Source organism: Streptomyces sp. NPDC088762 (assembly GCF_044750905.1).
Lineage (GTDB): Bacteria > Actinomycetota > Actinomycetes > Streptomycetales > Streptomycetaceae > Streptomyces.
In genome coordinates this window covers 1-19,512 of the sequence record NZ_JBIVKT010000013.1, presented here as the reverse complement: position 1 = coordinate 19,512, position 19,512 = coordinate 1, and the positions used below count along the sequence as shown (strand labels likewise).

20 protein-coding genes are annotated in these 19,512 nt (G+C 72.6%); 16 read left to right on the top strand and 4 right to left on the bottom strand.

Translation table 11 applies throughout. The features are described 5' to 3' along the window. Positions 1–3 precede the first annotated feature (3 nt). Complete coding sequence (gene glmM / locus ACIP5M_RS25850; RefSeq protein ID WP_401201231.1) at positions 4–1,362, top strand: phosphoglucosamine mutase; 1,359 nt, start codon at positions 4–6, stop codon at positions 1,360–1,362. 27 nt (positions 1,363–1,389) lie between these two features. Here glmM and ACIP5M_RS25845 read toward each other — a convergent pair whose 3' ends face one another. Beyond that, the gene (locus ACIP5M_RS25845; protein ID WP_401201228.1) at positions 1,390–2,346 is read right to left on the bottom strand and encodes a DUF389 domain-containing protein; all 957 of its coding nucleotides are present in this window, start codon (positions 2,344–2,346) and stop codon (positions 1,390–1,392) included. A gap of 20 nt (positions 2,347–2,366) precedes the next feature. Further along, positions 2,367–3,416: a type I pantothenate kinase gene (gene coaA / locus ACIP5M_RS25840; RefSeq protein WP_401201225.1), complete on the bottom strand. Its 1,050-nt coding sequence runs from the start codon at positions 3,414–3,416 to the stop codon at positions 2,367–2,369. Positions 3,417–3,707: 291 nt separating this feature from the next. On the opposite strand from coaA, the gene ACIP5M_RS25835 reads away from it, so the two are divergent. From ACIP5M_RS25835 to ACIP5M_RS25800, 8 genes are all read left to right on the top strand, one after another. Beyond that, positions 3,708–4,478, top strand: coding sequence for a hypothetical protein (locus ACIP5M_RS25835; RefSeq protein WP_401201222.1), 771 nt, complete (start codon positions 3,708–3,710; stop codon positions 4,476–4,478). Between the two features lie 119 nt (positions 4,479–4,597). Beyond that, the gene (gene glmS, locus ACIP5M_RS25830; protein ID WP_401201219.1) at positions 4,598–6,445 is read left to right on the top strand and encodes a glutamine--fructose-6-phosphate transaminase (isomerizing); all 1,848 of its coding nucleotides are present in this window, start codon (positions 4,598–4,600) and stop codon (positions 6,443–6,445) included. A 14-nt stretch (positions 6,446–6,459) separates the two neighbouring features. Further along, positions 6,460–6,828 carry a holo-ACP synthase gene (locus tag ACIP5M_RS25825; RefSeq protein ID WP_401201217.1) on the top strand — a complete coding sequence of 123 codons (369 nt, stop codon included), beginning with the start codon at positions 6,460–6,462 and terminating at the stop codon, positions 6,826–6,828. A gap of 26 nt (positions 6,829–6,854) precedes the next feature. Beyond that, a complete protein-coding gene (locus tag ACIP5M_RS25820) occupies positions 6,855–8,246 on the top strand; it encodes an NAD(P)H-hydrate dehydratase (protein WP_401201215.1) in 1,392 nt (463 codons plus the stop codon). Between the two features lie 109 nt (positions 8,247–8,355). After that, on the top strand, positions 8,356–9,492 hold the full coding sequence (gene alr / locus ACIP5M_RS25815) for an alanine racemase (protein ID WP_401201211.1): 1,137 nt from the start codon (positions 8,356–8,358) through the stop codon (positions 9,490–9,492). A gap of 35 nt (positions 9,493–9,527) precedes the next feature. Continuing rightward, on the top strand, positions 9,528–10,811 hold the full coding sequence (locus tag ACIP5M_RS25810) for an alpha/beta fold hydrolase (protein WP_401201208.1): 1,284 nt from the start codon (positions 9,528–9,530) through the stop codon (positions 10,809–10,811). A gap of 19 nt (positions 10,812–10,830) precedes the next feature. Further along, positions 10,831–11,325 carry a tRNA (adenosine(37)-N6)-threonylcarbamoyltransferase complex ATPase subunit type 1 TsaE gene (gene tsaE / locus ACIP5M_RS25805; RefSeq protein ID WP_401201485.1) on the top strand — a complete coding sequence of 165 codons (495 nt, stop codon included), beginning with the start codon at positions 10,831–10,833 and terminating at the stop codon, positions 11,323–11,325. Between the two features lie 116 nt (positions 11,326–11,441). Continuing rightward, positions 11,442–11,660 (top strand): hypothetical protein, encoded by a 219-nt coding sequence (locus ACIP5M_RS25800; protein ID WP_401201205.1) that lies wholly within the window; start codon positions 11,442–11,444, stop codon positions 11,658–11,660. Between the two features lie 52 nt (positions 11,661–11,712). On the opposite strand, the gene ACIP5M_RS25795 is transcribed toward ACIP5M_RS25800, so the two are convergent. Further along, the gene (locus ACIP5M_RS25795; RefSeq protein ID WP_401201202.1) at positions 11,713–12,276 is read right to left on the bottom strand and encodes a hypothetical protein; all 564 of its coding nucleotides are present in this window, start codon (positions 12,274–12,276) and stop codon (positions 11,713–11,715) included. Between the two features lie 109 nt (positions 12,277–12,385). Between ACIP5M_RS25795 and tsaB the strand changes: the two genes are divergently transcribed. Genes tsaB through ACIP5M_RS25770 form a run of 5 tightly spaced genes read left to right on the top strand, consistent with a single transcriptional unit; the run spans position 12,386 to position 15,707 of the window. Beyond that, entirely contained in the window at positions 12,386–13,048 is a 663-nt protein-coding gene (gene tsaB / locus ACIP5M_RS25790; protein WP_401201200.1) for a tRNA (adenosine(37)-N6)-threonylcarbamoyltransferase complex dimerization subunit type 1 TsaB, read from the top strand. A gap of 29 nt (positions 13,049–13,077) precedes the next feature. Beyond that, positions 13,078–13,623, top strand: coding sequence for a ribosomal protein S18-alanine N-acetyltransferase (gene rimI, locus ACIP5M_RS25785; RefSeq protein ID WP_401201483.1), 546 nt, complete (start codon positions 13,078–13,080; stop codon positions 13,621–13,623). Then, complete coding sequence (gene tsaD / locus ACIP5M_RS25780; protein WP_401201197.1) at positions 13,616–14,761, top strand: tRNA (adenosine(37)-N6)-threonylcarbamoyltransferase complex transferase subunit TsaD; 1,146 nt, start codon at positions 13,616–13,618, stop codon at positions 14,759–14,761. Before rimI ends, tsaD begins: the two co-directional genes overlap by 8 nt. Before the next feature lie 23 nt (positions 14,762–14,784). Continuing rightward, positions 14,785–15,039, top strand: a complete 255-nt coding sequence (locus tag ACIP5M_RS25775) for a hypothetical protein (RefSeq protein WP_401201481.1) — start codon at positions 14,785–14,787, stop codon at positions 15,037–15,039. 53 nt (positions 15,040–15,092) lie between these two features. Beyond that, positions 15,093–15,707, top strand: a complete 615-nt coding sequence (locus ACIP5M_RS25770; RefSeq protein WP_401201194.1) for a hypothetical protein — start codon at positions 15,093–15,095, stop codon at positions 15,705–15,707. A 265-nt stretch (positions 15,708–15,972) separates the two neighbouring features. Here ACIP5M_RS25770 and ACIP5M_RS25765 read toward each other — a convergent pair whose 3' ends face one another. Then, a complete protein-coding gene (locus tag ACIP5M_RS25765; RefSeq protein ID WP_401201191.1) occupies positions 15,973–17,172 on the bottom strand; it encodes a methyltransferase domain-containing protein in 1,200 nt (399 codons plus the stop codon). 168 nt (positions 17,173–17,340) lie between these two features. On the opposite strand from ACIP5M_RS25765, the gene ACIP5M_RS25760 reads away from it, so the two are divergent. After that, entirely contained in the window at positions 17,341–18,285 is a 945-nt protein-coding gene (locus ACIP5M_RS25760) for a polysaccharide deacetylase family protein (protein WP_401201189.1), read from the top strand. A gap of 305 nt (positions 18,286–18,590) precedes the next feature. Beyond that, on the top strand, positions 18,591–19,163 hold the full coding sequence (locus ACIP5M_RS25755) for a polysaccharide deacetylase family protein (protein WP_401201187.1): 573 nt from the start codon (positions 18,591–18,593) through the stop codon (positions 19,161–19,163). The last annotated feature ends 349 nt before the right edge of the window (positions 19,164–19,512 follow it).

Sequence of the window (19,512 nt, the reverse complement as noted above, 5' to 3'; positions counted from 1 at the left end):
ACAGTGGGACGACTCTTCGGGACGGACGGTGTACGCGGCGTTGCCAACGCGGATCTGACGGCGGAGCTCGCGCTCGGCCTCTCCGTGGCGGCTGCCCACGTACTCGCCGAGGCGGGCACCTTCGCGGGCCACCGGGCCACTGCCGTGGTCGGCCGGGACCCCCGGGCCTCCGGTGAATTCCTCGAGGCCGCGGTCGTGGCCGGCCTCGCGAGCGCGGGCGTGGACGTCCTGCGCGTCGGTGTGCTGCCCACCCCGGCGGTGGCGTATCTCACCGGTGCGCTGGGTGCCGACCTCGGCGTGATGCTCTCCGCCAGCCACAACGCGATGCCCGACAACGGCATCAAGTTCTTCGCGCGTGGGGGCCACAAGCTCGCCGACGAGCTGGAGGACCGGATCGAGTCGGTCTACGACGAGCACCGCACCGGCGCTCCCTGGGACCGGCCCACCGGCGCCGGCGTCGGCCGGGTCTCCGACTACACCGAGGGCTTCGACAGGTACGTCGCCCACCTCATCGGGGTGCTCCCCAACCGCCTCGACGGCCTGAAGGTCGTCCTCGACGAGGCCCACGGCGCCGCCGCGTACGTCTCGCCCGAGGCCTTCGCCCGGGCCGGCGCGGAGATCATCACGATCGGCGCCGAGCCGGACGGCCTGAACATCAACGACGGCTGCGGCTCCACCCACCTCGCCCTGCTCAAGGCGGCCGTCGTGGAGCACGGCGCCGACTTCGGCATCGCGCACGACGGCGACGCCGACCGCTGCCTGGCCGTGGACGGCACCGGAGCGGAGGTGGACGGCGACCAGATCCTCGCGGTGCTGGCGCTGGCCATGCGCGAGGCCGGGCAGCTGCGCGAGAACACCGTCGTCGGCACCGTCATGTCCAACCTGGGCTTCAAGCTGGCCATGGAGGCCGAGGGCATCCAGGTCGTCCAGACCGGCGTCGGCGACCGGTACGTGCTGGAGTCGATGAAGGAGCACGGCTACGCGCTGGGCGGCGAGCAGTCCGGCCACGTGATCATCCTCGACCACGCGACGACCGGCGACGGCACGCTGACCGGCCTGCTGCTGGCGGCGCGGGTCGCGGCCACCGGCAAGTCCCTGGCCGAGCTGGCCGGCGTCATGCAGCGGCTGCCGCAGGTGCTGGTCAACGTCCCCGACGTGGACAAGTCCCGGGTCACCACCTCCGCCGAACTGGCCGCGGCCGTGGTCGACGCCGAGCGCGAGCTGGGCACGACCGGGCGGGTGCTGCTCCGTCCGTCCGGTACGGAGCCGCTCGTACGGGTGATGGTGGAGGCCGCCGACATCGAGCAGGCCCGCGCGGTCGCCGGCCGGCTGGCGGACGTCGTGAAGTCGGCGCTCGGCTAGCCGTAGTCGCGTCAGCGGCACGTACGTTCAGATGCGTGGCGCACCCGGTGGCCGGATCATCCGGTCGTGCTGGGTGCGCCACAGCAGTTTCCAGGCGACGAGGGTGAGCGTGCCCGCGAGGATGATGCCGCCCAGGTTGAGCATCAGCTGTACGGCCGAGCCCCACATCTGGGCGAAGTCGCCGTAGCTGAGGGCCACCGCGGCGTTCGCGCCCGCCGGGACGGTGGTGACGGAGATCGCCACGCCGACCAGCGCACCGGCCTTCGCCGACGTCAGCGACAGCATGCCGGCCACGCCGGCGAGCAGCGCCACGACGAAGGAGAACGGGTCGGGCTGCCAGATGAAGCTGGTGTTCGGCCGGGGGGCCTCGAGCATTCCCTCGTGGAACTGGCCGATCGCGTCCATCACCAGGCTGAAGACCGTCGTGGCCACGATCGCGGAGGCGAAACCGACGATCAGGGCGATCAGCGACCGCGCGGCGAGCTTCGGGGCGCGCTGCACCAGGCCCGTGCAGATCCCGGCGAGCGGGCCGAACTCGGGGCCGACCGCCATGGCGCCCACGATCAGGATCGCGTTGTCCAGGGCCACACCGCAGGCCGCGATCATCGTCGCCACGATCATGAAGGCGCTGTAGGTGATCGTGAGGGTGGACTCCTCGTGGGTCGACTCGGAGAGCTGTTCCCAGATCACCGCGTCGGCGGCCTCGCCCGGTGCCTCCTCCTCCGCCTCATCGGCGCGTTTGGAGATCGACAGGTCGATGTTCTCGACGGCGATCGACCCGCTCTGGTCGATGCCGAGCGTGCGCATCTCCTGGAGCAGCTCGCCGGCCGCCTCGCGGGCCACGTCGCACAGCACGACATCGCCCTCCGGGTTGCGGGCGGCGCCCGTCAGTACGACCAGATGGGTGGTCCCGACCGTCTGGTCGATCAGTGACACCACCTGGTCCGTGAGGTGGGGCGGGGTGATCATCCGCAGATGCAGCATGCCCGCACCCTAGCGACGGACTAGAGCTTGCGCAGGCTCAGCTTCTGGACCTTGTGGTCCGGGCCCTTGCGGACGACCAGGGTGGCGCGGCCGCGGGTGGGGGCCACGTTCTCCAGCAGGTTGGGCTTGTTGATGGTCCGCCACATCGTCTGCGCGTACTCCATGGCCTCCTCCTCGGAGACCTGGGTGTACTTGCGGAAGTAGGAGAAAGGATTCTGGAACGCGGTCTCGCGCAGCTTCCGGAAGCGGTTGAGGTACCAGCGTTCGATGTCCTCGGGGCGGGCGTCCACGTACACGCTGAAGTCGAAGTAGTCGGCGAGGCCGACGCGGGTGCGGCCGTCCTTGCCGGGGAGGGCCGGCTGGAGCACGTTGAGGCCCTCGACGATCAGGATGTCCGGGCGCCGTACGACGAGCTCCTCGCCCGGGACGATGTCGTAGATCAGGTGCGAGTACACCGGGGCCCTGACCTCGTCCTTGCCGGCCTTGATGTCGGCGACGAAGCGGGTGAGCGCGCGGCGGTCGTAGGACTCGGGGAAGCCCTTGCGGGAGGTGAGCCCGCGCCGCTGGAGCTCCTTCATCGGGTAGAGGAAGCCGTCCGTGGTGACCAGCTCCACGCGGGGGTGCTCGGGCCAGCGCGCGAGGAGGGCCTGGAGCAGACGGGCCACGGTGGACTTGCCGACGGCGACCGAACCGGCGACCCCTATGACGAAGGGGGTGCCCTGCTGGGCGCCGTGGCCGTTGCCCGCGTCACCGAGGAAGGTGTTGAGGGTGCCGCGGAGGTTGCTGGTGGCGCCGACGTACAGGTTCAGGAGGCGGGAGAGCGGGAGGTAGACGTCGCGGACCTCGTCCAGGTCGATGACGTCGCCGAGGCCGCGCAGCCGCTCGACCTCCTCGGCCGTCAGCGGCAGCGGGGTCCGCTCGCGCAGCGCGCTCCACTCGGCGCGGGTGAGGTCGACGTACGGCGAGGCCTCGGGACCGCGGCGGTGGGCGGGGCGCGTGGGGTGCCCCTCCTGGCCGGTGCGCTCCGTTGCACTGTCCGGCGTGTTGCTTCGTGGCGGCGAAGTGATCACACCGCCATTGTCGGGGCTCGGGGGCCGTTGTGGGTGGTGTGGTCGGTCACGTACGTCAGGTGCGCCGGGCAGGCGCGTGCCGGGGTGCAGGTTGCACGAGGGACGGTACCGATTCGAGTCTCTTGGGGTCTCGTGCCGGTCACGATTGGCCGGGAGGCGGGGAAATCTCCGATCAGGTGATCGTTTCGGCAGTAGATTGCCGGAATACCGCGGTCCTGATGCGTGCCCGCCCCGTTTTTGCCGGGGCGCCGCTCCCGCGGTTCCTGTTCTCGTTTTCGGGGGAGTCCTCACGTGCGTACCGCTCTTGTCCGTCGTACTGTCCTGACCGCGTCCGCGGTGTCGCTGGCCCTGCTGGGCACCGCCTGCGGCGCCGAGAAGGGCGACACCAAGGCCGACGCCACGCCGTCCGCCGCCGCGGCCACCTCGGCGGCCCCGGCCGCCAAGGGCAAGACGGACGCGGAGCTGGCCAAGGTCCTGCTGTCCCAGGCCGACCTCGCGGACCACACCTTCAAGGCGGCCGACCCGGCCGAGTCCACCGCGGGCGCCGCCGCCACCAGCGACAAGCCCGAGTGCAAGGTGCTCGTCCAGGCGCAGAGCTTCGCCCCGGCCGGCACGCCCACGGGCACCGCGCGCACCAAGGTCGTCGCCAATCCGAAGGCCGCCGCCGAGGGCGCCTCGGAGGAGGAGAAGGCGAAGGCCATCCTGGGCGCGCTCAGCTCCACCGCTACCGCCGTCACCCTCGCCTCGTACGACGCCAAGGGCGCCGAGGAGGCCTTCGCCGCCGTCAAGACCGCGAGCCAGAAGTGCGCCGGGGGCTATGGCGCCACTCTGGGCGGCGACACCGGCAAGGTCACCAAGGTCTCCCCGGGCGCTTCCGTGACCGCCGGCGACGAGGCCCTGGCCCTCACCGTCGAGGGTGACGCCGACGGCGAGAAGCTGACGACCCAGCTGGTGTTCGTGCGCAAGGGCAACACCGTGGCGACCTTCTCGGCCCTGAGCCTGTCCGGCACCGCCGAGCAGCCCAAGACCGTCATCGACGCGCAGGTCAAGAAGCTCGGCTGACCCCCGCGCGCGCCACGGGCGCACCACGCGTCACACCCGCTCCGGCACCTTCGCCGGGGCGGGTTTTCGTCTTGTTCGGCTACAGGGCAGACGGCCAACTTCGGCGTACGCTGCGGCGTATGTGCGGAATTGTGGGTTACGTGGGAGCGCAGTCGGCGCTCGATGTGGTCATCGCCGGACTCAAGCGGCTCGAGTACCGCGGCTACGACTCGGCGGGGGTCGCCGTGCTCGCCGACGGGGGGCTGGCCGCCGTCAAGAAGGCCGGGAAACTGGTCAACCTGGAGAAGGAGCTGGTCGGCAATCCGCTGCCGGCCGGATCCACCGGGCTCGGGCACACCCGCTGGGCCACCCACGGCGGGCCCACCGACGCCAATGCCCACCCCCACCTGGACAACTCCGGGCGGGTGGCCGTCGTGCACAACGGCATCATCGAGAACTTCGCCGTGCTGCGCGCCGAACTGGCCGAGCGCGGACACCGGCTGGAGTCCGAGACGGACACCGAGGTCGTGGCCCACCTGCTCGCCGAGGAGTTCTCGGCCACCGCGGACCTCGCGGCGTCGATGCGGCTGGTGTGCCGGCGCCTCGAGGGGGCCTTCACGCTGGTCGCGGTGCACGCCGACGAGCCGGACGTGGTGGTCGGCGCGCGCCGGAACTCGCCGCTGGTGGTGGGCGTTGGAGAGGACGAGAACTTCCTCGCCTCGGACGTGGCCGCCTTCATCGCCCACACCCGGGCCGCGATCGAGCTGGGGCAGGACCAGGTCGTCGAACTCCGCCGCGACGGGGTCACGGTGACCAACTTCGACGGTTCGCCCGCGACCGTGCGGGCGTACCACGTGGACTGGGACGCCTCGGCGGCCGAGAAGGGGGGATACGACTACTTCATGCTCAAGGAGATCGCCGAGCAGCCCAAGGCTGTCGCCGACACCCTCCTGGGCAGGATCGACGCGAGCGGCTCGCTGACCCTGGACGAGGTGCGCATCCCCGACTCGGTGCTCAGGGAGGTCGACAAGGTCGTGATCGTGGCGTGCGGTACGGCGTACCACGCGGGCATGATCGCGAAGCTGGCCATCGAGCACTGGACCCGCATCCCGTGCGAGACGGAGCTGGCGAGCGAATTCCGCTACCGCGACCCGATCCTGGACCAGCGGACGCTGGTGGTCGCGATCTCGCAGTCCGGCGAGACCATGGACACCCTGATGGCGCTGCGGCACGCGCGCGAGCAGGGCGCCAAGGTGCTGGCCATCTGCAATACGAACGGGTCGACGATCCCGCGCGAATCGGATGCCGTGCTGTACACGCACGCCGGTCCCGAGGTGGCCGTCGCCTCGACCAAGGCCTTCCTCACGCAGCTGGTGGCCTGCTACCTGGTCGCGCTGTACCTCGGTCAGGTGCGCGGCACCAAGTGGGGCGACGAGATCGAGTCGGTGATCCGGGAGCTGTCGGACATCGCCGCGGCCGTGGACACCGTACTGGAGACGATGGAGCCGGTCCGGGCGCTCGCGCGGTCCCTGGCGGACAAGGACACGGTGCTGTTCCTGGGGCGGCACGTCGGCTACCCGGTGGCGCTGGAGGGCGCGCTCAAGCTCAAGGAGCTGGCGTACATGCACGCCGAGGGCTTCGCGGCGGGCGAGCTCAAGCACGGGCCGATCGCGCTGATCGAGGAGGACCTGCCGGTGGTGGTGGTCGTCCCGTCGCCGCGCGGCCGTTCGGTGCTCCACGACAAGATCGTGTCGAACATCCAGGAGATCCGGGCGCGCGGGGCGCGGACCATCGTCATCGCGGAGGAGGGCGACGAGGCGGTCGTCCCGTACGCCGACCACCTGATCCGGATCCCGGCCACGCCGACGCTGCTCCAGCCGCTGGTGGCGACGGTGCCGCTGCAGGTGTTCGCGTGCGAGCTGGCCACGGCGCGGGGCAATGAGGTGGACCAGCCGCGTAACCTCGCCAAGTCGGTGACGGTGGAGTAGGCGGGGTTGTCGTTGTGATTATCGGTGTGGGGATCGACGTCGCGGAGATCGAGCGGTTCGGCGCGGCGCTGGAGCGGACGCCGAACATGGCGCAGCGGCTCTTCCTCGATACCGAGTTGACGCTGCCGAGCGGCGAGCGGCGCGGAATCGCCTCGCTCGCCGCCCGGTTCGCGGCGAAGGAAGCCCTGGCCAAAGCGCTGGGCGCGCCCGCCGGACTGCTGTGGACCGATGCCGAGGTGTACGTGGAGGACTCGGGCCGGCCGCGGCTGCGGGTGTCCGGGACGGTCGAGGCGCGGGCCCTGGAGCTGGGCGTGAAGTCCTGGCACATCTCGCTCAGTCACGACGCCGGTGTCGCGTCGGCCGTGGTGATCGCCGAGGGCTGACGCCCGCCGTGGGGCAGGGTGGTGGCATGCGTACTGCTTACAGCGTGGAGACCGTACGGGCCGCCGAGCGGGAGTTGATGGCGCGGCTGCCCGAGGGCGCCCTGATGCAGCGGGCGGCGGCCGGACTGGCCGCCGTCTGCGCGGGGCTGCTGAGGAAGGTGTACGGGGCGCGGATCGTGCTGCTCGTGGGGCCCGGGGACAACGGCGGCGACGCCCTGTACGCGGGCGCGCGGCTGGCGCGGCGCGGGGCCGGGGTGACGGCGGTCCCGATGGATCCGGAGCGGATGCACGCGGGCGGGCTCGCCGCGCTGCGGGCCGCCGGGGGGCGGGTCGCGCAGGCCGTCCCGCAGCGGGCGGACCTCGTCCTGGACGGGCTGCTCGGGATCGGCGGGCGCGGCGGGCTGCGGCCGGCGGGCGCGGCGCTGGTGGAGCGGATCCCGCCGGGGGCGCCGGTGGTGGCCGTGGACCTGCCGAGCGGGGTGGACGCGGACAGCGGCGAGGTGGCGGGGCCGGCGGTACGGGCCGATGTGACGGTGACCTTCGGGGCGTACAAGCCCGGCCTGCTGATCGACCCCGGGGCCTCGCGGGCGGGGGCGGTGCGGCTGGTGGACATCGGGCTGGAGCTCCCGGAGCCGGAGGTGGAGGCCCTCCAGCACGCCGATGTGGCGGGGCTGTTGCCGCTGCCGACGGCGTCGAGCGACAAGTACCGGCGGGGCGTGGTCGGGATCGTCGCCGGGTCCGTGCAGTACCCGGGGGCGGCAGTACTGGCCGTGGCGGGTGCGCTGCGGGGCGGGGCGGGCGCGGTGCGGTACGTGGGGCCGGCCGCGGACGCGGTGCTGGCCCGGTACCCGGAGACGCTGATCGGGCCGGGGCGGGTGCAGGCCTGGGTGGTCGGTCCGGGCCTGGGGGAGGGGCGCGCCGGGGAGGTCGCGGAACTGCTCGCGCAGGACGTCCCCGTACTGGTCGACGCGGACGGGCTGCGCGGACTGGACGCGGCGGCGCTGCGGGCCCGGACGGCCGAGACGCTGCTCACCCCGCACGCGGGCGAGGCGGCGGCCCTGCTGGAGGTCCCGCGGGAGTCGGTGGAGGCGGGCCGGCTGGGCGCGGTGCGGCAGCTGGCGCGGGTGTACGGCTCGTCGGTGCTGCTGAAGGGCTCGACGACGCTGGTCGCCTCGGGCGGCGGTCCCGTACGGGTGAACCCGACGGGGACGGCGTGGCTGGCGACGGCCGGAAGCGGTGACGTGCTGTCCGGTCTGGCCGGATCCCTGCTGGCAGCGGGCCTGTCGGGCGCGGACGCCGGGGCGGTGGCGGCGTACCTCCACGGCCTGGCGGCCCGGCGCGCGGCCTCGGGCGCCCCCCTGCTGGCCCACGAGGTCGCCGCGGCCCTCCCCGACGCCTGGCGCAACGTCCGCCCCTGACCCGCCGGCGCGGCCCCGCGAGCCCCGCAGGCGCGTGAGGCGGGTCCAGGGTGGAGGACGGTGGGCGGGCTCCGTGGAGCCGGCGGGGGGTTCTGAGAGACTGTGCGGGATGAACGAGACACCGACGCGCGTGTACGCCGAGATCGACCTTGATGCCGTACGGGAGAACGTGCGCGCGTTGCGCGAGCGGGCGCCCCGGGCCGGGCTGATGGCCGTCGTCAAGGCGGACGCCTACGGGCACGGCGCCCTGGCCTGCGCCAAGGCCGCCCAGGAGGCCGGCGCCACCTGGCTCGGGACCGCCACGCCCGACGAGGCGCTCGCGCTGCGCGCCGCCGGGGTCGAGGGGCGGGTCATGTGCTGGCTGTGGACCCCCGGCGGCCCCTGGCGGGAGGCCGTCGAGGCCGATGTCGACGTCTCCGTCAGCGGGATGTGGGCCCTGGACGAGGTGTGCGCGGCGGCGCGCGCGGCGGGGCGGACCGCCCGCATCCAGCTGAAGGCCGACACGGGACTGGGCCGGAACGGCTGCCAGCCCGCCGACTGGGAGGACCTCGTACAGGCGGCCGTGGCCGCCGAGGCAGAGGGAACGGTCAAGGTCACCGGCATCTGGTCGCACTTCGCCTGCGCCGACGAGCCCGGCCACCCCTCCATCCAGCTCCAGCTCTCCGCCTTCCGCGACATGCTCGCGTACGCCGAGAAGGTGGGCGTCGAGCCCGAGGTGCGGCACATCGCCAACTCGCCCGCCACCCTCACCCTCCCCGAGTCCCACTTCGACCTCGTGCGCTGCGGCCTGGCCGTCTACGGGGTCTCGCCCGCGCCCGAGCTCGGCACCCCGGCCGAGCTGGGCCTGCGGCCCGCCATGACCCTCAAGGCCTCCCTCGCGCTGGTCAAGACCGTCCCGGCCGGCCACGGCGTGAGCTACGGCCACCACTACGTCACGAACGCCGAGACCACCCTGGCGCTGGTTCCGGCGGGCTACGCCGACGGCATCCCGCGGCACGCCTCCGGCAGCGGACCGGTCCTCGTCGCCGGCAAGGTCCGCCGCGTCGCGGGGCGCGTGGCCATGGACCAGTTCGTGGTCGACCTGGACGGTGACGCGGCCCGCGTCGGCGACGAGGCCGTCATCTTCGGGGACGCGGAGCGCGGTGAGCCCACCGCCGAGGACTGGGCTCAAGCGGCACACACGATCGCGTATGAGATCGTCACCCGTATCGGAGGGCGCGTGCCCCGGGTGTACCTGGGCGCCTGAGACGGGAGTGCCCGAGAGGGAGTGAGGGCGGCGGCGTGAGTGGCGTGGACGGCGTGAGCGGCGTGAGCGAGAACTGGCGCAGGGCCGGCTGGGCCGGCGCCGCCATCGGCGTGCTGGCCGCCGGCGCGGCGGCCGGCGTCGCGGTCGAACGGATCACCGTCGGGCGCGGCATGCGCAGGAAGGCGCGGCTGGCCCTCGACGCCGCAGGGGACTACGGGTCCCTGCGCGGCTCCGAGGGGACCTGCCGGGCCGAGGACGGCACGCTGCTCCACTACGAGGTCGACGAACTGCCGGAGGAGGCCAACCGGCGCCGCATGCGCCGCAAGCCCGTGCCGCCGGCGACCGTCGTCTTCTGCCACGGCTACTGCCTCTCCCAGGACTCCTGGCACTTCCAGCGTGCCGCCCTGCGCGGAACGGTCCGCTCGGTCTACTGGGACCAGCGCAGCCACGGCCGCAGCGCCCGCGGGCTGGCCCAGGCGGACGGCGAGCCGGTGACCATCGAGCAGCTCGGCCGCGACCTGAAGGCCGTCATCGACGCGGCCGTGCCCGAGGGCCCGCTGGTCCTGGTGGGTCACTCGATGGGCGGAATGACCATCATGGGATTCGCCGAGCAGTACCCCGACCTCGTGCGCGAGCGTGTCCTCGGCGTCGCCTTGGTGGGCACTTCCAGCGGCCGCCTGGGCGAGGTGACGTACGGTCTGCCCGCCGTCGGCGTGGGAGTCGTACGCAAGCTCGTGCCCAGCGTGCTCAAGGCGCTCGGCTCCCAGGTGGAGCTGGTGGAAAGGGGCCGCCGGGCCACCGCCGACCTCTTCGCCGGCATGATCAAGATGTACTCGTTCGGCTCCCGGGACGTGGACCCGGGCGTCGCGCGCTTCGCCGAGCGGCTGATCGAGGCCACCCCCATCGACGTGGTCGCCGAGTTCTACCCGGTCTTCCAGACCCACGACAAGACCGCCGCGCTCCATCGGTTCGGGGACATCCCGGTCACCGTCATCGCCGGGGACAAGGACATGATCACCCCGGCCGGGCACAGCGTGGCCATCAAGGAGGCGCTGCCGAGCGCCGAGCTGGTGGTCCTGGAGTCGACCGGGCACCTGATGATGCTGGAGCGCCCGGAGACCGTGACGCGGCTGCTGACCGGCCTGCTGGCGCGCACCGGGGCGGTCCCGGCCTCCGCACCGACTAACGTTGGCAGGCATGGAAGAAGTACCGCGGGAAGCACAGCGCAGCCAGGCCCCGGCAACGGCACCGGGAACGGGAACGACACCGGCCGCGGGCCGGGAAGAGGCGCCGGCGGCGCCGCAGGCACCGGCGCCTGAGGGCGCGGTCGAGGCCCGGATCACCGTCGACTCCCCGGACGCGATGCAGGAGCTGGGCCGCAGGCTCGCCCGCCTGCTGCGCCCCGGCGACCTGGTGCTGCTCACGGGTGAGCTGGGCGCCGGCAAGACCACCCTGACCCGCGGCCTCGGCGAGGGCCTGGGGGTGCGCGGGGCGGTGACTTCGCCGACCTTCGTGATCGCCCGCGTACACCCTTCGCTGACCGGCGGGCCGGCGCTGGTGCACGTGGACGCGTACCGGCTCGGCGGTGGGCTGGACGAGATGGAGGACCTGGACCTCGACGCCTCGCTGCCCGAGTCCGTGGTCGTCGTGGAATGGGGCGACGACAAGGTGGAGGAGCTCTCCGACGACCGGCTGCACGTCGTGATCGCGCGCGCGGTGGGCCACGAGGAGGTCCTGGACGACGTACGGGAGGTCTCGGTCCGCGGGATCGGCGAGCGTTGGACGGCCGACGGGGCGGGGCTCGAGGTGCTCGCGGGCGCCCTCTCGGAGTAAACGTACCGACAACTCGTCGGCAAGATATTGCGCCCGTGCCGACGGGCGTGGTCCCATGGTACCGAGAGTTTCTTAGGTATGCCTAAGTTCGGCGTTCCGGGGCCCAGGAGGCAGCCATGTCGGCACCAGCGGGAGCACCGCGCGACCCCCGTCCGTCCGCCGTGTCCATGCGGGCGCTGCTCGCAGCGGGCATGGCCGCCACCGCCGTATCGACTCCGCCCGCGCGCGAACACGCGCCCGGGAGTGAGCCGGAGAGCGCCGCGGGAGCCACCGGAGCCGAGCGGGCCGAAGGCGCCGCACGCGAAGGGGCCGCTCCGGAGACCGAAGCGGCCTGACTCGCCCGTACGGGTGAAAAATCCGGTCGGCCGTGAAAAATCGGGTCGGCCGTCAGGGAACGACGACGACCTTCGAGTTGATGGTCGCGAAGGCCCACATCGCGTCGCCGTCGGCCTTCGCCATGCGGATGCCGCCGGTCTTCTTGTTCGGGTCGGGCTCCGGCGTCGCGCCGTCCGCGCGGGCGCTGAAGCCGATCGCCACGCCCTCCGTGCTCGTGAACCGCACGACGTGCTCGATCGGCACCCCGTCCGAGCCGGTCACCGCGCCCGAGCGGGAGCCCACCGTGTAGGTGCCGGCCTTCGGGTGCACCGTGCTCGGCATGACCGTGAAGGACCTCGGCTGCTGGCCGGCGGCCGGGTCGCCCACCAGCCAGACCCGCTTCTGGCCCACCGAGTACACGACGCGCACGCCGGTGCCGGAGCCCTCCGGCACGGGCACCGGCTTCGCCGGATCCTGCTTGGCCGCGGACTGGCTCGGGGCGGGGGCCGGGCCCAGTTCGGCCGCCTTCGGGGGGTGCGCGGGAGCCGTCGCGGACGCCTGGTAGCCGAGGAAACCGACGGCGGCGATCGCCGCGGCGGTGAGCCCCGCCACGATTCCCGAGCTGCTGCGTGCCACCTTGCTCCACCTCTCCGCGCCACCAGGATTCCCTGGTCGAAAGGTAGCAGCCGGCCCGCTCCGCGCCCGGCCGCAAGGGCCCGGGTTCAAGGAGTCGTAGGCTGTTCGCGTGCTCTTGCTCGCTGTAGATACCGCCACGCCCGCCGTCACCGTCGCCCTGCACGACGGCGAGTCCGTCCTCGCCGAGTCGAACCAGGTCGACGCCCGCCGCCACGGGGAGCTGCTCCTGCCCTCCGTGCACCAGGTGCTCGCCGAGGCCGGGACGAAGCTCGAAGCCGTCACCGGCATCGTCGTGGGCGTCGGCCCCGGCCCCTACACCGGCCTGCGCGTCGGCCTGGTCACGGCCTCCACCTTCGCGGCCGTGCTGGGCGTGCCCGTGCACGGCCTGTGCACCCTCGACGGCCTCGCCTACGCGGCCGGCGCCGCCGGGATCGAGGGCCCCTTCACCGTCGCCACCGACGCGCGGCGCAAGGAGGTCTACTGGGCACGCTACGAGGACCCCCGCACGCGCGTCGGCGAGCCCGCCGTGGACCGCCCGGCCGACATCGCCGAGCAGGTCGCGGGACTCCCCGCGGTGGGCCAGGGCGCGCTGCTCTACCCGGAGGTCTTCCCGGACGCGCGCGCCCCCGAGCACCAGTCGGCCGCGGCCCTGGCCGCCCTGGCGGCGGAACGACTGGCCTCCGGCGCGGAGTTCCTTCCTCCGACTCCGCTCTACCTGCGCCGGCCCGACGCGCAGGTGCCCAAGAACTACAAGGTGGTCACCCCGAAGTGACGCCCGTCCCCGATGTGGTGCTGCGTGAGATGCGCTGGTGGGACATCGAGCCCGTGCTGGAACTGGAGCACGAGCTGTTCCCCGAAGACGCCTGGTCCGCCGGGATGTTCTGGTCCGAACTCGCGCACGCCCGCGGCCCGCGGGCCACGCGCAGGTACCTCGTCGCCCAGGACCCCACGACCGGCCGCCTGGTGGGTTACGCCGGCCTGGCCGCCGCCGGGGACCTGGCCGACGTACAGACCATCGCGGCCGCCCGCGACCAGTGGGGGACCGGGCTCGGCGCCCGGCTCCTGACCGAACTGCTGCGCGCCGCCACCGCCTTCGAGTGCGCCGAGGTGCTGCTGGAGGTACGGGTGGACAACACCCGCGCCCAGAAGCTCTACGAGCGCTTCGGCTTCGAGCCCATCGGCTTCCGGCGGGGCTACTACCAGCCGGGGAACGTGGACGCGCTCGTGATGCGGCTGACCGACCCCGCACAGGCGACGACGGGGCTCCCCGAGACCCCTGACGCTCCTGACACCCCTGAGACTTCTGACACCCCTGAGAACACTGAGAGCAGTGAGAGCAATGGCTGACGAACCTCTCGTCCTCGGCATCGAGACCTCCTGCGACGAGACCGGCGTCGGCGTCGTCCGCGGCACCACCCTCCTCGCGGACGCGGTCGCGTCGAGCGTCGACGAGCACGCGCGCTTCGGCGGGGTCGTGCCCGAGGTCGCCTCGCGGGCCCACCTGGAGGCGATGGTCCCCACCATCGAGCGCGCCCTGAAGGAGGCCGGCGTCAGCGCCCGTGACCTCGACGGCATCGCGGTCACGGCCGGTCCCGGCCTGGCGGGGGCGCTGCTGGTGGGCGTCTCGGCGGCCAAGGCGTACGCGTACGCGCTCGGCAAACCGCTGTACGGCGTGAACCACCTGGCCTCGCACATCTGCGTGGACCAGCTGGAGCACGGGCCGCTGCCGGAGCCGACCATGGCGCTGCTGGTGTCGGGCGGGCACTCCTCGCTGCTGCTGGCCCCCGACATCACGAGCGACGTACGGCCCCTCGGCGCGACCATCGACGACGCGGCGGGCGAGGCCTTCGACAAGATCGCGCGCGTGCTGCAACTCGGCTTCCCCGGCGGTCCGGTCATCGACCGGCTCGCGCGCGAGGGAGACCCGACGGCGATCCACTTCCCGCGCGGGCTGACGGGGCCGCGCGACGCCGCGTACGACTTCTCCTTCTCCGGGCTCAAGACGGCCGTCGCCCGCTGGATCGAGGCGAAGCGGAAGGCGGGCGAGGAGGTTCCGGTGCGCGATGTGGCGGCTTCCTTCCAGGAGGCCGTGGTGGACGTGCTCACCCGCAAGGCGATCCGGGCGTGCAAGGACGAGGGCGTCGACCACCTGATGATCGGCGGCGGTGTGGCGGCCAATTCCCGGCTGCGCTCGCTGGCGCAGGAGCGGTGCGACGACGCGGGGATCATCCTGCGGGTGCCGCGGCCGAAGCTGTGCACCGACAACGGCGCGATGGTGGCGGCGCTGGGTGCGGAGATGGTGAAGCGGAACCGGGCCGCCTCGGACTGGGACCTGTCGGCGGACTCTTCCCTGCCGGTGACGGACCCGCACGTTCCGGGCACGTCCGAGGAGCACGGAGACGGCCACACCCACACCCACGGTCACGCCCATTCCCACGACCACGACCACGTGCACGAGCTGAGCAAGGACAACCTCTACTCGTGAGCACCGTCGGGCTGGTCGCGCTGATGTGGGAGGCCCGGGCCGCCGCCGGCCGGGGCAACGAGCTGCTGGAATGGGCGCGTGCCCAGATCCTGGCCCGGGAGCCGGTACGGCGCGAGGTGTTCCGGGCCCCGCACGACCGGGTGCTCGTCATCACGTGGTGGGAGACGGCCGAGGGCGTCTCGGCGGACCTCCCCGAACTTCCGGAGCCCGCCGCCGACTTGATCACCCGGGCGGTGCACCGCTGGCGGTTCGAGTCGGTGGAGACCACCGGCGCCTGACGGCTCCCGCCCGGGCTCGGACCGGGGCGGGGACTGCGGCTATCGTCATGCACATGTCCCGCCCTGACCTGCCCCCTCCGCCTCCGCCGGCGCACGTGCGCGCCTGGATGGACGAGACCGTCGTACGGGCCGACCGCGCGCACTTCCTGCGCGACCTGAGCCGGCGCAGCCTGGGCCTCGGGAGGCTGCTGCTGCTCTGGTCGGTCTCGGCCGTCTTCCTCCTCGGCTGGTCCTTCGTCGGCATGGCCGTGATGGCCTTCGAGTCGGGCGACCCGCTCTCCGCCGTCTTCGGCATGGTCTACGCCGTCCTCGGCGCGGGGGTGCTGATCCCGGCCGGCTTCTGGTTCGCCTGGGGCGCCCGCCGGGACCGCCAGGTGCGGCGGCTGCTGTCCGCGTGGGCCGAGGCGGGTCGCGACCCGGCGACGGACTCCCGGCTCCGCGCGCCGGGCCTGAGCCTGACCTGGCTGCTGTCCTCCTTCGCCCTGGGCGCGCTCGGCCTGTGGACCACCTTCGCCGTCGCGGCGACGGCCCGCCCGGGTCATGACACGTACGGCGAGGTCACGTACTTCATGGGCATCGGCATGATCCTCTGGATCACCGCCCTCCTGGGCGCGGCCAAGGCCGCCGCCCACTACCGCTGGGCCGTGCGGGCGCTCCACCGGACCTGACCCCTGCAGCCTCAGCGCCTCGGATCTTTGAGCCGCACGTGCCCAGCGGCGGGGTCCGAATCCATCCCCGCCGGCTTGAGGCGCGGGGTGCAGCCTCGGAGCCCCGGATTTTTCTGCCGCACGTGCCCAGCGGCGGGGTCCGAATCCAGCCCCGTCGGCGTTTGAGGCGCGGGGTGCGGGGCGGAGCCCCGAAAAGCCCGGGCGCAGCCCGGGGCCGCTTGCGCGACGGCGCCCGCACCCGAGCGGGCCGGGCCGCCCGGGTCAGTCAGAGGGCAGGCCCCGCCGGAGGCGGTGAAACCGCCGGCGCCCCGATCAGCATCGACGGAGCCCCCGCCACCCGCGTCAGGAACACCGTCGCCGAGTTCGGCCCCTGCGGCTTCACCCGCCTGCGCAGCTCCTCCGGCTCGATCGCCGACCCCCGCTTCTTCACCGTGAGCACCCCCACCCCCCGCTCCCGCAGCAGCGCCTTCAGCTTCTTCAGGCCGAACGGCAGCACGTCCGTGATCTCGTACGCCGTCGCGTACGCCGTCTCGCGCAGCTCGTCCGCCGTGATGTAGGCGATGGTCGGATCGATGAGCCGGCCGTCCAGCTGCTCGGCCACCTCGGCGACCAGGTGGGCGCGGATCACGGCGCCGTCGGGCTCGTAGAGCCAGCGGCCGACCGCCCCCGGCTCCGGATCCGGCAGCGGATCGGCGGTGTGCAGGGCGCGCGGCCCGGGCAGCAGGGTGGCGCGCACGGTCCCGGGCGAGGTCCCGAACCAGAGCACCGCCTCCTTCACGTCCCCCTGGTCGGAGATCCACTCGGCCTCGGCCTCTTCCGGCACCGCCTCGTGCGGGATCCCGGGCGCGATCTTGATGGCGGCGTACGTCGCCGTACGGGCCGTCTCCACGGCCCACGACAGCGGCGGCGAGTAGGACTCCGGATCGAAGATCCGGCCGCGCCCGCCCCGCCGCGCCGGGTCGATGAAGACGGCGTCGTACGAGGACACGTCCACGTCCGTCACGTCCGCCTCCCGCACCTCGATCAGGTCCGCCAGCCCCAGCGCCTCGGCGTTGGCCCGCGCGACGGCGACCGTCAGCGGGTCGCGGTCGACCGCGAGCACCCGGATGCCGAGCCGCGCCAGCGCGAGGGCGTCCCCGCCGATGCCGCAGCACAGGTCGGCGAGGGACCGTACGCCCAGGCCGGCGAGGCGCCCGGCCCGGTACGCGGCCACGGACGCGCGCGTGGCCATCTCCCCGCCGCCCGGCGTGAAGTACATCCGGAACGCGTCCTCGGCACCGAACTTCGCCACCGCGCGCTGCCGCAGCCGGGCCTGCCCGAGCGCGGCGGAGACCAGCCCGGCGGGGTGCTCGCGGCGCAGACGGGTGGCGACGGCCAACTCCTGGGCGGGGTCGTAGTCGCGGAGCGAGTCGAGGAGGGCGCGCCCCTCGGGGGTGAGGAGGGCGGCGAAGTCTTCGGGGGTCACGGGTCCATTGTCGGCGACGGGGCGGGAGGGGTGCCGCTCCGGTGCTGCTCCGCTGCTCCGCTGCTCCCGGCGCCACGCCGGGCGGTGTGGGCCAGTCGAAGGAAGGTGGGCCCCCCGCTCGCGGTGTCGTCCGGGGAGACCGCGTGTCGGATGCCAGGATGCGCAGCTATGCAGCTAGTACGACAAAAGGAAGATAAGGCGCAACAAGGTCACCGGTACGCGGCGGGTCCGCGCGGCCGGTTCGGGGTGGCCGTGGCCACCCTGCTGGTAGCTGCCCTCGGCACGGCATGCTCCGGGGGATCCGGGGCAGACAAGACCGAGAAGGTGAAGACGGGCAACGGCGCGGAGGCGGGCGCGGCGGGCGCCCTCAGCGCCGCCGAGAAGGCCAAGGCGGCCCAGCAGGCACGCATCGCCGCGGCGAAGAAGTGGGGCCTGCGCAAGGTGCCGCTGACCGCCCCGGCCGCCCCGAAGGCAAAGCCGGAGATCACCACGCGGGACGGCTTCGAAGTCGAGGATCAGGAGGAGTACCCGCCGGTCTTCACCACCATCCCGACGGAGGACAAGGTCGTCTTCCTGACGATCGACGACGGGGCGGAGAAGGACCCGCAGTTCCTGAAGATGATGCAGGAGCTCAAGATCCCGTACACGGCCTTCCTCAGCGACTACCTGGTACGGGACAACTACCCCTACTTCAAGGCGATGCAGGCCGCGGGCGTCACCCTGAACAACCACACGCTCAACCACCGCTACATGCCGGCGCTCTCGTACGAGAAGCAGCGCGAGGAGATCTGCGGTCAGCAGGACACGATCCAGAAGCAGTTCGGCAAGCGCCCGACGCTCTTCCGCCCGCCGTACGGGAACTACAACCAGGACACGCTGAGGGCCGCGAAGTCCTGCGGCATCAAGGCAGTGCCGCTGTGGAACGCGGAGGCGTTCACGAACCGGATGGACTACCGGGAGTGGGACCGCGACCTGCACCCCGGTGACATCATCCTCACGCACTTCCGGGGCAAGGAGGACTGGAAGGGCACGATGCCTGACATGATCCGTCAGGTCATGAAGACCGTCACGGACAAGGGGTACGCCGTGGCTCGCCTGGAGGACTATCTGTGAAACGTGCGCGCCGGTTGGTAGCCGGAACGCTGACGGCCGGCGCGCTCGCGCTGTCCCTGACGGGGTGCGGGGACGGCGTCGACACCACCGAACGGATGGGGCGCAGGACGGCGGGGGCGTCGGCGACCGCGTCGCCCGCTCCGTCGTCCGCTCCGTCGTCCGCTCCCGTGCCGGGGAACGCGTCTGACGAGGCGTACCGGAAGTGGGGCCTGACGGCCCCCCTCACCTACGCACCGAAGCCCGCCCAGAAGCCGCAACTCCCGAAGGCGGGGCCGGGCAAGGTTCCGGTGATAGACCGAATACCCATGCCCGCAGACGAGAAAATAGTCTTCCTCACCTTCGACGACGGTGCGGAGAAGGACCCCGAGTTCCTCAAGATGGCGGCCGATCTGAAGCTGCCGATCAGCATGTTCCTGACGGACAACGTGGCGTCGGCGGACTACGGGCACTTCGAGAAGCTCCGCGACAACGGCTCCGCGAGCACGATAAACAACCACACGCTGACGCACCCGAACCTCCGGACCCTCTCCTTCGAGGCGCAGAAGAAGGAGATATGCGGCCAGCAGGACCGCCTGGAGCGGCGCTTCGGCCACCGCCCGCCGCTCTTCCGCCCGCCCTTCGGCAACTACAACGACGACACCCTCCGCGCCGCCTCGGAGTGCGGCGTCTCGTCCCTGGTGCTGTGGCGGGTCTCGATGCAGATCAACAACTTCCAGTACGCCGAGGGCTCCGCCCTCAAGCCGGGCGACATCATCCTGGCCCACTTCCGCGGCCCGTCCGAACTCAAGGGCTCGACGGAGACCCAGATGACGACGCGCATGCTCCAGCGCATCCAGGAGCAGGGGTACCGGATTGGGCGGCTGGAGGATTACTTGTAGGGGGGGCTGGGCGGCTGGGGGGCTGGGCGGGGCTTTGGCCCCCCTCTCACCCCCTTGTCGGTCGGCGGCTGCCCACCCACCGCGGGCGGGGGAGGGGGCGGGGCGAGCCGATATGCGGGCGGGGGCTCCGGGGCGGAAGCGTGCCAGGCGGCACCGTGAAGTGAAGCGGCACACGATGGGCGGGAGCCGACTTACCCGGAAGCGGTGAGGGTTTGGGGGTTTCCCGTCAGTCCCATCGTCTCTCCGGTTCGGGTCGGTCCCTCAAGGGCGCTCCCTGCGGTCGCGTCGCTTCGCGATGGCCTGCGGCCACCCTTGACCGACCGACCCGAACCGGAAAGCCGAAAGACTG

Excerpts from the sequence above, each read along its gene's own strand:
- ACIP5M_RS25775 (WP_401201481.1), top strand. The coding sequence starts at position 14,785 with ATGTGGGAGGCCCGGGCCGCCGCCGGCCGGGGCAACGAGCTGCTGGAA.
- ACIP5M_RS25770 (WP_401201194.1), top strand. The coding sequence starts at position 15,093 with ATGTCCCGCCCTGACCTGCCCCCTCCGCCTCCGCCGGCGCACGTGCGC.
- ACIP5M_RS25845 (WP_401201228.1), bottom strand. The coding sequence starts at position 2,346 with ATGCTGCATCTGCGGATGATCACCCCGCCCCACCTCACGGACCAGGTG.
- glmS (WP_401201219.1), top strand. The coding sequence starts at position 4,598 with ATGTGCGGAATTGTGGGTTACGTGGGAGCGCAGTCGGCGCTCGATGTG.
- tsaD (WP_401201197.1), top strand. The coding sequence starts at position 13,616 with ATGGCTGACGAACCTCTCGTCCTCGGCATCGAGACCTCCTGCGACGAG.
- ACIP5M_RS25800 (WP_401201205.1), top strand. The coding sequence starts at position 11,442 with ATGTCGGCACCAGCGGGAGCACCGCGCGACCCCCGTCCGTCCGCCGTG.
- ACIP5M_RS25755 (WP_401201187.1), top strand. The coding sequence starts at position 18,591 with ATGCCCGCAGACGAGAAAATAGTCTTCCTCACCTTCGACGACGGTGCG.
- rimI (WP_401201483.1), top strand. The coding sequence starts at position 13,078 with ATGCGCTGGTGGGACATCGAGCCCGTGCTGGAACTGGAGCACGAGCTG.
- alr (WP_401201211.1), top strand. The coding sequence starts at position 8,356 with ATGAACGAGACACCGACGCGCGTGTACGCCGAGATCGACCTTGATGCC.
- ACIP5M_RS25760 (WP_401201189.1), top strand. The coding sequence starts at position 17,341 with ATGCAGCTAGTACGACAAAAGGAAGATAAGGCGCAACAAGGTCACCGG.
- ACIP5M_RS25820 (WP_401201215.1), top strand. The coding sequence starts at position 6,855 with ATGCGTACTGCTTACAGCGTGGAGACCGTACGGGCCGCCGAGCGGGAG.